The 13,592-nt window shown below is 65.7% G+C and carries 11 protein-coding genes; 4 read left to right on the top strand and 7 right to left on the bottom strand.

The features are described 5' to 3' along the window. Window positions 1–15: 15 nt before the first annotated feature. From AAFG07_RS30030 to AAFG07_RS30040, 3 genes are all read right to left on the bottom strand, one after another. Entirely contained in the window at window positions 16–1,248 is a 1,233-nt protein-coding gene (locus AAFG07_RS30030) for an ABC transporter substrate-binding protein (protein ID WP_342723374.1), read from the bottom strand. A gap of 264 nt (window positions 1,249–1,512) precedes the next feature. Then, complete coding sequence (locus AAFG07_RS30035; RefSeq protein ID WP_342723375.1) at window positions 1,513–3,552, bottom strand: hydantoinase/oxoprolinase family protein; 2,040 nt, start codon at window positions 3,550–3,552, stop codon at window positions 1,513–1,515. A gap of 7 nt (window positions 3,553–3,559) precedes the next feature. Then, a complete protein-coding gene (locus tag AAFG07_RS30040; RefSeq protein ID WP_342723376.1) occupies window positions 3,560–5,212 on the bottom strand; it encodes a hydantoinase B/oxoprolinase family protein in 1,653 nt (550 codons plus the stop codon). A 258-nt stretch (window positions 5,213–5,470) separates the two neighbouring features. Here AAFG07_RS30040 and AAFG07_RS30045 point away from each other — a divergent pair, with 258 nt between their 5' ends. From AAFG07_RS30045 to AAFG07_RS30060, 4 genes are read left to right on the top strand one after another with little or no spacing between them, the layout of a single operon-like run. Further along, on the top strand, window positions 5,471–5,971 hold the full coding sequence (locus AAFG07_RS30045; protein ID WP_342723377.1) for a DUF305 domain-containing protein: 501 nt from the start codon (window positions 5,471–5,473) through the stop codon (window positions 5,969–5,971). Next, window positions 5,971–7,428 (top strand): YncE family protein, encoded by a 1,458-nt coding sequence (locus AAFG07_RS30050; protein WP_342723378.1) that lies wholly within the window; start codon window positions 5,971–5,973, stop codon window positions 7,426–7,428. The genes AAFG07_RS30045 and AAFG07_RS30050 overlap by 1 nt, the downstream gene beginning before the upstream one ends. Continuing rightward, window positions 7,425–7,952: an RNA polymerase sigma factor gene (locus tag AAFG07_RS30055; protein ID WP_342723379.1), complete on the top strand. Its 528-nt coding sequence runs from the start codon at window positions 7,425–7,427 to the stop codon at window positions 7,950–7,952. Before AAFG07_RS30050 ends, AAFG07_RS30055 begins: the two co-directional genes overlap by 4 nt. Beyond that, window positions 7,949–8,713, top strand: coding sequence for an anti-sigma factor (locus AAFG07_RS30060; RefSeq protein WP_342723380.1), 765 nt, complete (start codon window positions 7,949–7,951; stop codon window positions 8,711–8,713). Before AAFG07_RS30055 ends, AAFG07_RS30060 begins: the two co-directional genes overlap by 4 nt. Here AAFG07_RS30060 and AAFG07_RS30065 read toward each other — a convergent pair. The 4 genes from AAFG07_RS30065 to AAFG07_RS30080 all read right to left on the bottom strand — a co-directional run bounded on the left by AAFG07_RS30065 (window position 8,710) and on the right by AAFG07_RS30080 (window position 13,585). Further along, the gene (locus AAFG07_RS30065) at window positions 8,710–9,963 is read right to left on the bottom strand and encodes an MFS transporter (protein ID WP_342723381.1); all 1,254 of its coding nucleotides are present in this window, start codon (window positions 9,961–9,963) and stop codon (window positions 8,710–8,712) included. The genes AAFG07_RS30060 and AAFG07_RS30065 overlap by 4 nt on opposite strands. A gap of 317 nt (window positions 9,964–10,280) precedes the next feature. Further along, entirely contained in the window at window positions 10,281–11,126 is an 846-nt protein-coding gene (locus AAFG07_RS30070; protein WP_342723382.1) for a CmcJ/NvfI family oxidoreductase, read from the bottom strand. A gap of 426 nt (window positions 11,127–11,552) precedes the next feature. After that, window positions 11,553–12,494 (bottom strand): ABC transporter substrate-binding protein, encoded by a 942-nt coding sequence (locus AAFG07_RS30075; protein ID WP_342723383.1) that lies wholly within the window; start codon window positions 12,492–12,494, stop codon window positions 11,553–11,555. Continuing rightward, window positions 12,491–13,585, bottom strand: a complete 1,095-nt coding sequence (locus AAFG07_RS30080; RefSeq protein WP_342723384.1) for an LLM class flavin-dependent oxidoreductase — start codon at window positions 13,583–13,585, stop codon at window positions 12,491–12,493. The genes AAFG07_RS30075 and AAFG07_RS30080 overlap by 4 nt, the downstream gene beginning before the upstream one ends. Between the last annotated feature and the right edge of the window lie 7 nt (window positions 13,586–13,592).

Here is a 13,592-nt window from a genome sequence, read left to right on the forward strand (position 1 = left end):
CCAACGATCGCGAGCTCAATTATCCTCCCGCACCGGCGTGAACGCGCTCTCGATCACGTCGCCGATCGGCTGCCAGGCGTTGCCGTCGAACTGCACCAGCCGCATCTGCTTGATCGGGCGGAAATCCTTCGGCCCGGTGTTGATCACGATCCCGGGCAGCGCGATCGGGCTCTGGTAGTCCTTCAGCGAGGCGGCCTGCCGCATGATGTTCTCGCGCGACAGGTCGTCGCCGCATTGGCGCAGCACCTGCATCAGCGTGTCGGCGGCGGCATAGCCGAACACGGCGTAGATGTCGTCCTTGTCGCCGTCGGGATAGTACTTGTCCATGAAGGCGTCCCACGCCTTGATCTGCGGATCGTTCTTCCAGGAGGCATCGCCGGCGTCCTTCAGGAACGAGGTCGAGATCACGCCGAGCGAGTTCTGCAGGCCCGCCGGCCGCAACGCGCTGGCGATCGAGGCCGACGCGTTGTCGAGGATGAACACCGGGTGCCAGTCGAGGTCCGCCGCCACGCGGATCGCGCGCGCCGCGATCGCCGGCGCGCCGTCGAACACCAGGATATCGGCGCCGGAGCCTTTCAGGATTCCGATCTGGTTCTGGATCGCGGTCTCCGAGGCGTCGAAGGCGAGATCGGCGACGATCATGCCCGCGGTGTCGCCGAGCCCTTCCTGCAACCCCTTGAACAGATCGCGGCCGAACTGGTCGTTCTGCCACAGCACCGCGATCTTGCGCGAGGGATAGGCGGCCTGGATGTAATTGGCGTAGATCCGCCCCTCGGCGCGAAAGGTCGGCTGCCAGCCCATCGTCCAAGGAAAGGTTTTCGGATGGGCCCACTCCTCGTCGCCGGAGGCGACGAACAGCTGCGGGATATTCTTCTCGTTGAGGTACTTCCGGACGGCGAGATTGCTCGGCGTGCCGAACGAGCCGAACATCAACAGCACGTCCTGCTTCTCGACGAGATCGCGGGTCTGCTCCATCGCGGCCTTCGGATTGGAGCTGTCATCGACCGAGACGAACCTGACCTTGCGGCCGTTGATGCCGCCATGCTCGTTGATCATGTCGAAATAGGCCGCTTCCGCCCGCCCGATGGTGGCGAACGCCGCGAGCGGCCCGGTGTAGGGCATGACGTTGCCGACACGGATCTCGCTGCCGCTTGCTTCCGGCGCCTGCTGCGCACGCAGCGGCGCCGCCGCGAGCATCGCTGCGAAGGCCAGGGATATCGAAAGCACGGTTTGTCTTTTTGTTTGCATCAACATCGCCACAAACGCCGGCAGCAGCCGGCGCTCCCTCCCAAGGATGGACCTTATCGCCCAAGCCAATGCCGGGAAAATGAAATGTTGATGGCGGAGGCGAACCTCTCTTCACCTCTCCCGTTTGCGGGGGAGGTCGGATTGCATCGAGGATGCAATCCGGGTGGGGGCTCCTTCCACATAATGGTGGTCCGACTCGTGGCGAGACCCCCACCCCAACCCTCCCCCGCAAGCGGGAGAGGGAGCGCAGTTCCCGGATGCCGATTAGCGCAATGTTATGTCGAGCCAGCCCAGCGGGTTGACGGCAACGCGGTCGCCGCTATCGACCAGAACCGTGGTGGTTTCTGCCTCAATGATCGCGGGACCGGCCAGCGTATGCCCGGGCTTGAGATCGTCGAGCGCGTAGACCGGCACCTCGCGCCAGGCGCCGAACCAGGCCTGCCGCTTGCCGCGCGGCGTGCAAGGTGCGGCTGAGGCGGCCTCGCCGACATCGCCGCCGCCGCGCGCGACCTTGCCTACCGCGGCGACACGGGCGTTGACGAACACCACCTCCTGCCCGCGCGAGGCATAGGTGTAGAGTTCCTCGTGGCGGCGATGGAAGCGCTCCTCGATCTGTGCCACGAGGTCCGCGGCGCCGAGATCGAGGTCTCCGAGCGGCACGTCGATCTCGAACACCTGCTCGCCATAACGCATCTCGGCGGAGCGCTCGATCGCGACGTCGCCCTTGAACCAGTCGCGCAAACGGCCGGCGGCCTGCTCCTCCAGCCCGGCGAACAGCGCCCTCACCTCATCGGCGGCGATCCGTCCGGTGCCGTAATGGGTGCGGCTGACCTCGTAGCGCAGATCGCTGGTCAGCATGCCCCAGGCCGACAGCACGGAAGCGACCGTCGGCACGATGATGCGCTTGATCTCGAGCTCGCGGGCGACTTCGGCGGCATGCATGCCGGCGGCGCCGCCGAAGCTGAGCAGCGCGAATTTGCGGGGATCGACACCGCGGCGCAGCGTCATCAGGCGGATGCCGTCGGCCATCTTCAGATTGATCATCTTGTAGATGCCGGCGGCCGCCTCGATCCGCGACAAATCGAGCGCTTCGGCGATCCGGTCGACCGCGGCTTCCGACGCCGCACGATCGAGCGGCCGCGCGCCGCCCATGAAGGCGGCGGCATCGAGATAGCCGAGCACGACATTGGCATCGGTGACGGTGGCAGCCAGGCCGCCATTGCCGTAGCACGCCGGGCCCGGCACCGAGCCCGCGCTCTCCGGCCCGACCCGCAGCGTGCGGCCGCCGTCGACACCGGCAATCGAGCCGCCGCCCGCCGCAATGCTGGCGATGTCGAGGCTGCGCAGCGCGATACGCTGTCCGGCCAGCATGCCGTCGGCGGACAGCGAGGCCTCGCCGTCAGCAATCAGCGAGATGTCGGTCGAGGTGCCGCCCATGTCGAACGGCACGAGATCGGGAATCCCGAGCATCTCGGCGCAGCGACGGCTGCCGGAGATGCCGCCGGCCGGGCCCGACAGCACGGTGCCCGCGGCGAGCCGCGAGGCTTCCTCCACCGGCGCCATGCCGCCATGCGACAGCACGACGAACAGCGAGCCTTTGAAGCCGGCCTCATGCAGGCTGCGCTCCAGATTGGTGAGATAGCGCCGCACCGTCGGCGCGACATAGGCGTTCACGATCGTGGTCGAGACGCGCTCGTATTCCTTGATCTGCGGCAGCACGTCGCTCGAGCGCGACACGCTGACATCGGGCAGCTCCTTCGCCAGCCGCTCGACCGCGGCGAGCTCATGCGCGGGGTTGAGATAGGCGTGCAGGAAGCAGACCGCAATCGAGTTCGCACCGGACCGCTTCACCTCGGCGATGACGTCGCCGAGCGCTGCGGCATCGAGCGCAATCGCTGTGCTGCCGTCGGCCTTCAGCCGTTCGCGCACGCCAAACCGTCGCTCGCGCGGCACCAGCGGCTCGGGCGGCGGCGTGCGCAGATCGTAGCGATCCGGCTTCAGCCCCTCGCGCATCTCGACGACGTCGCGGTGGCCCTCGGTGGTCAGCAGCGCGACCTTGGCGCCCTTGCGTTCCAGCAGCGCATTGGTCGCAACCGTCGTGCCGTGCACCAGACGATCGGTTGCCGCAAGCATCGCCGCGCGCGTGACGCCGAGGCGGCGCGCAAGTTCTTCAAGTCCCGCCATGACGCCGATCGACTGATCGGCCGGCGTGGATGGCGATTTCGCGAAAACGGTGCGCCCGGTTTGATCCGTCGCAACCAGGTCGGTGTAGGTGCCGCCGACGTCAACCCCAATCGTGTACATCGCTGCCCTATACCGCCTTCGAAACCAGACCCTGCGCGACGTCGCGCGCCCGCGCCTCCGCCGTTCGCTTCTCGGATGGACCCCAGCCACCGCCGCCGGAGGAGCGGATCTCCAGGCAATCGCCGGGACGCAACTCGATGCCGACCTCCTTGGTCTTCAACACGCGCGGCGCGCGGCCTTCCGACAAGAGGCGGTAGTGATGCGGCTCGCCGTCCTTGCCGCCGAGCATGCCGCAGGGACCGTGCCGCGCGCCGTCGCCGGCGGTGTTGCCCTTGGCGGGCTTTGCCGTCTCCAGCACCATGTCGAGCGCCACGCCGAGCCCGCCGCGATGCTGGCCATCGCCGCCGGAATCCGGCCGGAACTCGTGCTGGCGGAAATGCAGGGGAAAGCGCACCTCGGCGACTTCGATGCTGCCGAATTTGAGTCCGCCGACCGAATGCCACTCGCCGATCGAGGAATAGCCGTCGCCGCCCGGCGATGCGCCGCCGCCGGGCCGCGCCTGGAACATGTGCCAGATGAAATTGCGTCCGTTGCGCGGATCCTCGCCCTGGATCGCGATGCGAAACCGGCGGCCCCATCCGCCCATCACGCGATCCGGACAGGAAGCCGACATCGCCTTGATGATCGCCTCGACGATCTCATTGGAAGGATGGCTGGTGCACAGCGTCACGGGACGGCCAGGATCGGCCCACACGATGGTGCCCTGCTTCGCCACCACCTTCAGCGGCCGCAGCGCACCGGTGTTCTTCGGAATATCGGCGTCGATCAGATAGGCAAAGGCCATCGCGACCGCGGCCTGCATGTTGGCATGCGACGAATTGACGAAACTCGTCGATTGCGGATCGGAGCCGGTAAGGTCGACCTCGATGTCGCTGCCGGTCTTGGTCACCTTGGCGGCGATCTTGATGTCGGTGCGGCCGTGGCCGTCATCGTCGAGCAGCGCTTCGCCGTAGAACACGCCGTCCTTCCAGGTCGACACCACGGCGCGGGTCTGCTGCTCGGTGGCGTCGAGGATCGCCTCGATCGCGGCCTCGACCGTCTCCGCGCCGAACTCGCTGAACAGTTTTGAGACGCGGCGCTCACCGAGATGCGCGGCACCCAGCATCGCCGCGAGGTCGCCGCGAAATTCCCTGGGGTTGCGGATGTTCAAAGCCAGCAGGTCGAGCAGATCCTCGCGCGGCTTGCCGGCCTCATAAAGCTTGATCGGCGGAATGCGAATGCCTTCCTGATAGATCTCGGTGGCGGCCGGATTGTAGGCGCCATGGGTGGCGCCGCCGATGTCGCTCTGATGCGCGCGCACGATGGTCCAGAGCAATCGCTTGCCGCCGTCGAACACCGGCACGAAGGCGGTCAAGTCAGGCAGATGGCTGCCGCCCTGATAGGGATCGTTGAGCAGGATGACGTCGCCGGGCGCGACATCCTTGAAGCGTTCCTCGACCGCGAGCGTCGCCCAGGGCAAGGCGCCGACATGGACCGGGATGTGATCGGCCTGCGCGATCAGCCGCCCGCTGGTGTCGCAGATCGCCAGCGAAAAATCGCGGCTGGAATTGAGGATCTGCGAATAGGAGGTGCGAAGCATGGCTTCGCCCATCTCCTTCACGATCGACGACAGGCGGTGCTGGACCACGGAGCGGGTGATTGGATCGATCTTGGCGGACATCTTGGCCTTGTTGGCGCGTGGGATTGCGCAGCGAGGATCGAGGAACCGGCCGAACGGAACCGGAATTCCCTCTTATAGCCAGTGGCTTGCCGATCGCAAATCGGCCGGTTCGGCCGGAACGGACCATTCGGCCGATCAGCAAGTCGTGATCGAGAAGAGACCACCCTGCGACGGAATAGAACTCACACTGCTGCGTCCCACCCATGCAAGCCACTGGATCGCGGAGGCCCTCCGCGACAACCTTCAGGGTGAAACATGATGATCCTGCGATTCCTCAGACCCGGCTTCAGTGCCGCGGTGTTCGGCATGCGTGTCCTGTTCACCGTCGCCGTTTCCCCGGTGGTCCTCGCCCAGGAAGCGCATCACCCGGCCGACACTGCGCAGACGGCCGAGGAGAGCGCCTTCCTCGCGGAAAACGATGCCGCGATGACCAAGATGATGAACGACATGGCCGCCAAGCCGAGCGGCGATATCGACCGCGACTTCGTCGCGATGATGACGCCGCATCATCAGGGCGCGATCGACATGGCCGTGATCGAGCTCCGCTACGGCAAGAACGAGCGCCTGCGCCGGATCGCGCAGGAGATCATCGTCGAGCAACGCCAGGAGATCGACGCCATGAAGCTCGCACTCGGCGAACAGGTCACGGACACGACGCCGGCCCCGACACAACAACCCGGCGCGAAACCCGGCCCGGCGGCGACCACCCACGATCACATGAACATGCACCACGACATGATGAAGCAGGAGACCAAGTAATGACGAGCCAATTCATGAAGGGCCTGTTGGCGACCAGCATGATCGCGCTGTCGACGTCGGCGTTTGCGGGACAGGCGCCGGGCGCTGTGTCCGCGCCCGACATTCCGATCAGCCATCACGACCGCGTCTACGCCGCCGAGCAGTTCTCGAACACGGTGTCGGTCACCGATCCCGTCGACAACAAGCTGCTCGGCGTGATCCGGCTCGGCGACCCGCAGCCCGGTAATTTCAGCCCGCTCTACAAGGGGCAGGTGCTGGTCCACGGCATGGGCTATTCGCCCGACCACCACACCCTCGCCATCGTCTCGATCGGCTCGAATTCGGTGACCTTCATTGACACGGCAACGAACGCGGTCAAGCATGTTACCTATGTCGGGCGGTCTCCGCACGAGGCGTTCTTCACGCCGGACGGCAAGGAGGTCTGGGTCACCGTGCGCGGCGAGAACTACATTTCGGTGATCGACGCGCAGAGCTTCAAGGAAACGATGCGGATCGAGGTGCCGGCGGGACCGGGAATGCAGATCTTCTCGCCCGACGGCAAGTACGGCTACATCTGCTCGTCGTTCAATCCGGAGACCGACGTGGTCTCGGTGGCCGACCATCAGATCGTGGCGAAGGTGAAGCAGGAAAGCCCGTTCTGCCCGAACATCGCAGCTACGCCGGACGGCGAGCAGGTGTGGTTCACGCTGAAGGATGTCGGCAGGACGCAGGTCTTCAACGCCAAGCCGCCGTTCAACCTGATCAAGACCATCGACACCGGCCCGATTACCAACCATGTCAATTTCGCGAAGACGGCCAAGGGGACCTTCGCCTATGTGACCATCGGCGGCACCAACGAGGTCAAGGTGTTTCGCACCGACGACTTCTCGCAAGTCGCGACCATTCCCGTCGGCAACCTCCCGCACGGCATCTGGCCGTCCGGCGACGGCACGCGGGTCTATGTCGGCCTGGAAAATGCCGATGCGCTGGCCGCGATCGACACCGCGACCAACAAGGTGATCGCCAACATCCCGATCGGCCAGGCGCCGCAGGCCATCGCCTACGTGCCGAACGCCGCGCCGAATCCCGATGATCGCCAGAACCTGCAGGCGCTTGGCGCTGCCGGCCAAGTCGCCCACCTCGCGCTCGCGCCGAAGAAGCAGGCCAAGGGCGACAAGCCGCCGACCGGCGTCTCGCTGTTCGATCAGGGGCTGATCCAAGTGCTGCAGGCATCGGTCACCGGGCTCGAACCCAAGCAGCACTATGTGCTAGGATTGGCCGAACGTGCCGACGGAACAGGCTCCGTGGAGCCTCTGGCAGCCTTCATGACCAATCCCGCCGGCTCCGCCATCGTCAACACCACCGGGCCGATCCGGCAGATCGTGCAGAGCGCGGCCAAGGCCGAACGACGCTATCTCGTCATCACGTCAGGCGACCCGGCCAAACTCGGTGCGGTCATTCAGGTGCAAACGCCATGAACGACATGCTGCGCCTCGTCGAACCGCTGATACCCGCCTTGCGGCGGTACGCGCGGGCCCTGGTCCGCGACCACGCGGCCGCCGACGATTTGGTGCAGGACTGCCTGGAGCGCGCCGTGATTCATTGGGAGCAGCGGCGGTCGGACAATCCGCGGCCGTGGCTGTTCGCTATCCTTCATAATCTCGCCATCAACCAGTTTCGTCGCGCAACGACGCGCGGCGTCCATGTCGCGATCGACGAAACCAACGAGGATGCATTCGGCCAGGACGCAGAGCAGGAGCACAAGGTGATGTATCGCGACGTCATGGCGAAGCTCGCAAGGCTTCCGCATGACCAGCGTGCGGTCCTCCTGCTCGTCGGCGTCGAGGACTTGTCCTATGCCGACGCCGCGAAGGTGCTCGGCGTGCCCATTGGCACGGTGATGTCGCGCCTGGCGCGCGCCCGCGAGCGGCTCCATCAAGAGTTGGAGGGCACTGCCGGCCAACTGGATAACAATGTCGTGCAATTGCGGAACAAGACATGAGCAATCGACCCATTACCGAAGACGATCTGCATGCCTATGTGGATCGCGCGCTGGAGCCGGAGCGCGAAGCGGAAATCACCGCCTATCTGGGAAAGCATCCGGACGTGGCCAAACGCATCGCCGCCTATTCCGATGAGCGTAACTTGCTGCGATCGGCATTGCTGCCGATTGCCGAGGAACCGCTGCCGCCGCAGCTCAACCTCGCCCGGATGATCGAGCGCCCGCGCCGCCGCCCCTCGTCTTTCCGCTGGGCGATCGCAGCGATGCTGATGCTCTCGATCGGCGGCCTCGGCGGATGGATGATCCGCGGCGCGGCACTGGCGCCGGCCGGCGGGATTGCGGCGCTGGCCGAGGAAGCAAGCGATTCCTACAAGGTCTACGCCTCGGATCACACCCGGCCGGTCGAGCTGCGCGACAGCACCGAGCTTGTGCAATGGGTCTCGAACCGGCTGCGTCAGCCGGTCAAGCTGCCGGATCTGAGCAAGTCGGGATATCGCTTGATGGGCGGACGGGTGGTGCCGACGCCGCACGGTCCCGCGGCCATGTTCATGTACGACGATGATCACGGCGAGCGGCTCGTGGTCCTCACCCGTCCGATGACGTCGGATCAGAACGCGCCGATGGCCGCGCATTCGGGCGGCGACGTCGCCGGCTTCTCCTGGGCGGACGGCGGCACGGGCTATAGCCTCGTCGGGCCGCGCGGGGTCGATTCCTTGCGGCCGCTTGCCAACGAAATCCGCAAGCAGGCGCAGGCGATCTAGGCGGCGAAAGGCCTGGTATAGATCAGGAACAGCACGATCCCGATCACCAGGGCGCCGGCGATGAACAGCAGCACCGCGGGCAGCCCGAACAGCGCCGCAACGCCGGCGGTGCTGAATTGCAGCAGCGCCGCGCCGAGGAAGAACGCGAGATTGACCGACGACAGCGCCTTGCCGGTGTTCTGGGCGTCGACGAGCTGCCGCGTCATGCCGTAGATCAGCGGTTGCGCCGAGGTCGCAAACCCGATCAGGATCAGCAGCACCAGATCATACTGCACCGGCATCACGGCGGCGCCGAGCAGGTTCGAGACCGCCAAATGCGGCGCGCCGGCCGCCATCAGCACCAGCAGCAGCGCGGCGACGGCATGGGTCGACGCCACCATGGTGCGGCGATGCCCGAACTTGCGATCGATCGCGCCGATACAGGCCGGGCCGATGATCATCGCCAGCGTGAACAGGCCGAGCACATTGCCGGCCTCGATGCGGCTCAGACCCTTCACATCCATCAGCCACGGCCCGCCCCACAGGCCGCGCAGCACCAGCGAGGCGCCGAGCGACACCAGCGACAGCGCGATCAATCCACGCAGGCCGCGCGACAGGCCGAGCCGCAGCACCTCGGCCATCTGCTGCAACGGCGAGGAATCGTCCGCATGCGCCGCCGGTTGCCGCGGCACCAGCGCGAACACCGCGATCAGGACGACAACACCGAAGCCGGCCGAGCCCCAGAAGCCGGCGCGCCAGCCGAACTGATCGACCACGAAGGCCAGCGGGCTTGCCGACAGCAACATGCCGATATTGCCGATCGAGAGGATCAGGCCGGACCACAGGCCGAACTTCGCCGCCGACATCTGCTTGGCCGCCAGCGTCATCGGGCACATCAGCATGCCCGAGGTGGCGATGCCGAGCATCAGTTGCCCGAGCACGAAGCTCGCGGGACCCGTGGCGAGCGCCGAGACCAGCGTCCCGACCACGGTACCTCCGAGCAGGCTCAGCGACACCGGCCGCACGCCGAAACGGTCCATCGCGGCGCCGACCGGGATTTGCGAGGCGGCAAAGGAGAAGTGATAGATCGAGGTGAGGCTCGCCAGCGCCTGCGGCGAGGTGCCGAAATCGCGCGCCATCAGATCGAGGCTGATCGCCGGGATCGTGCGCAGCAGCGTCGACAGCATGTGACCAGAGGCCAATGCCAGAAGCGCAAGAACCAGGGCGCGGAACCCGATCCCCGCTGCTTCCTTCGTCACCACGCCGTCCATGAATCGCCCTTTCCCCGAGCAGTTGGGGAACGGGCGTAACATTATTGAGCTGACGGTGCCAAGTTTGAGGGCAGAGCCGATGGTTCAGCCTATCCGCGGGCTCACCTTACCTCTCCCGCTTGCGGGGGAGGTCGGATCGCATCGAAGATACGATCCGGGTGGGGGCTCTCTCCACGATACGATTCGCGGAGAGAGCCCCCACCCGTAGCCGATGCGTTGCATCGGCGTGTTCTCAAGAACGGCGGCCGAGGGCCGCCTATGCCTCCCCCGCAAGCGGGAGAGGGAGCGCACCTACGACGCAGGAACGTTCTTCACCCTTACTGCTTGTGGAACACCAGCGTGCGCAGCTCGATGCTCTCGCGCGGCGCGGCATCCGCCGGCGTGGTCGGATCGATGAAGGCGGTATGCGGTCCAAAGCGGGTCCGGCCGTCGGTCGCCGAGTCGTAGCATTTCAGCAGGATCGCCTCGTCCGGCGTCATCTCGGGAATGTAGAACCAGCGATGGTTCGGATTGTACTTCACCGAATAGGTCTCGCCGCTGCGGTTCGGGTAGATCAGGTCGGAGGCGATCAGATCCTCAGGCGCAACCGTGGTGCCGTCGGCCATCGCAAGCGGCGAATCGCGCAGTGGACCGCGGATCGGGCGCCACAGATTGATCACCTGGACGCGGCCCTTGACGAGTTGCTCGGCTTCGTTTGGCAAGTGCTCGAACACCCGGTTGTGGCCGGAGACGGCGGTCTGGTCGACATGGACGCGAGTCGCGGGCTGGCGCGGACCGCCGCCGCGAATGTCCGCCGCACCCTCGACACGCTTGCGCACGGTGTGGTCGAAGATGAAAACGCGATCCGCCTTCAGCGTCGCCTTGAGGAAGGCTTCGACGGCCGGGTAGTAAACGTTGCGGACTTCGTTGTCGTCGTAATAGTCCTTCACGAAAGTCGGATGCTTGACCAGCGCAAAGCCCTCGCGGTCGAGCGAGAAGCTGTCGGCGATCAGACGCCCGTCAAAGATCGGGACATTGTGAGCTTCGGGCAGTGCGGTGGATTTGGGTTCGCCGGGCGGCGGATCGAAAGCGTAAGTCCGGGGCTTGCCCGGCGTCGGCGCGAGATAATTCAGTTCAGCGGTCACAAACGGCAGCGACTCGATGCGAGTTTCTTGAAGGCCCACGGTGATCTCCCGGACTCGATTGTTGGTGTGTTTGATCTTGGCAGCGCCCTTGGGTGCGGCAAGGCCGCGGCGAAAATAGCAACGTTGTGGTTTTGGAATGCGCGGAACGGGGAAAATCCTTGCCGCGCGGCAGCCTGCGGACGAATGGATGTTTTCGAGATCACGGGTTCGTTAGCGATGCAATCGCGCGACGTTGAACCGCTTCCGCGCAGATGGTCCACATCTCCCGCTTGCAGCGGTCGCCTCTTCAGAAGTTGTGTAAGCCCTCGACGCCCGTCGTCCTGGCGAAAGCCAGGACCCATTACCACCGAATTTGATGGTGAGCAGGATCGCGGCCCAAGCGTCGTACAACAACTGCCATCCGGGGTAATGGGTCCTGGCTTTCGCCAGGACGACGCTGAATGCTTGGCGTCGTTTGCAAATTGCCTACAGCCCCGCGCCCTTCTCCACCGCCGCGCCAAACGATCGGTCGACGATCTCGGCGGCGTTGATCTTCTGCCGGATCAGGCCCCAGCGGTCGTAGAGATCGATGGTCTTCTGCTCGTCGGCCACCACGCTGTCGTCGATCGGTGCGATGCGGATCCTGGCCCGCGTCAGCCAGTTCAGCGGCACCGCGGGCGGGACGTTCATCAGCCTGCCCCAGGTCGCAGCGTAGCCTTCGACATTGTTCTGCGACCAGGCGCGCGCGGCCGCGAGGCGACGCACGAAATCCTCGAGCTCGGCACGCTTGTCCTTGATCGCGTCGGGCGTCGCGACCTGGAAGCCGAGGCCGGGCGTGATGCCGTCGGCCGTGATGACGCGACGCGACTTGAACAGCACCTCCTCCTGGCTGACATAGGGCTCCCAGGTCGACCAGGCATCGACCGCGCCTTGCGTGTAGGCGACCTTGGCATCCGACGGCGCGAGGAACACGATCTGGACGTCGCTCGCCTGCCAGCCTTTCGATTCCAGCGCCGCCAGGATCAGCTGATGGCCGATCGAGCCGCGGCCGGTTGCGATCTTCTTGCCGCGCAGATCGTCAAAGCTCTTGATGGCGGAATTCTCCGGCACGACGATCGCGAGCCCGTCGCGCGACCGCCGCACGGCCGCGATCGCCTTCACCGGAATTTTGGCGGCGGCCGCGAACGTGAATGGCGCATCGCCGACCAGGCCGGTGTCGATAGCACCCGCGCCCAAGGCCTCCAGCAGCGGCGCTGCGGCGGCGAATTCCTTCCATTCGATCTTGTAGGGAACGTCCTTGAGCACGCCCGCCGCTTCCATCACGGCCTGCGAATTGCCCTTCTGGTCGCCGACGCGCAGCGTGGTCTGCGCGACGGCCGCGTCGATGGCGGCGAGCGCAAGCGCCGCCGCAACAATGAGACGGATCATTCGGCAGCGATCCCCCGCTGCTGGTCGCGTGCTTCGATCAGCTTGCGGGTCAGCGGGATCAGCTCACGGCCATAGTCGATGGCATCGACCAGCGGATCGAAGCCGCGGATCAGGAAATGGCTGACGCCGAGATCGTAGTAATCGGCGAACACTTCGGCGACCTGCTCGGGCGTGCCGACCAGCGCGGTGGTGTTGCTGTTGGCGCCGGTGAGCTTTGCGATCTCGGTCCACAGCCGCTTGTCGATGCGCGTGCCCTGATCGGCTAGCGCCAACAGCCGCTTGGCGCCGTCGGTCGCGTGATTGGGCCGCCGGTACCCGGTCTGGTCCTGCAACGCGGTGGCACGCGCGAGGATATGCTCCGCCTTCGCCCACGCCTTCTCCTCGGTGTCGGCCAGGATCGGCCGCACCGAGAGGCTGAAACGCGGCGTCGGCCGGCCGTGCTTCGCCGCTGCCGCGCGCACCCGCGCGGTGACGTCGCGCACCTGGGTATAGGATTCACCCCACAGCGCGAAGGTATCGGCGTGCTTGCCGGCGACCTCGACCGCGGCATCCGAGCCGCCGCCGACAAAGGTGTAGATGCCGCCCTTCTGCAACGGCTTCACCTGCGAGAAGCCGTTCTCGACGTTGTAATACTTGCCGCTGTAGTTGAACGGCTTCTCACTGGTCCATTCCAGCCGCACCACGTCGAGGAATTCGCTGGTACGGGCGTAGCGCTCGTCCTTGTCGTCGAGCGTGTTGCCGTCCTGGCGCAGCTCGATGGCGTTGCCGCCGGTGATGACATGCAGCGAGACCCGCCCGCCATAGAACTGGTCGAGCGTCGCAAGCTGGCGCGCCAGCAGCGTCGGCGCGGTGAAGCCCGGCCGCTGCGCGATCATCACCTTGAGCTGCTTGGTAATGGTCAGGACATGCTGCGCGACCTGCAGCGCGTCCGGCGTGGTCGAGTGGAACGCCAGCAGCGCGCGATCGAAGCCGGCCAGCTCATGGGCCTTGGCGACGGTCTCGATATAGGGCGGATCGAGCACCGGGCCTGAGCGGACGATGGTCTCGGAGGCATTGTTGTTGGTGATGAAGCCGATGAACTCGACCGGCATGACTGAC

Source organism: Bradyrhizobium sp. B097, assembly GCF_038957035.1.
Taxonomy (GTDB): domain Bacteria; phylum Pseudomonadota; class Alphaproteobacteria; order Rhizobiales; family Xanthobacteraceae; genus Bradyrhizobium.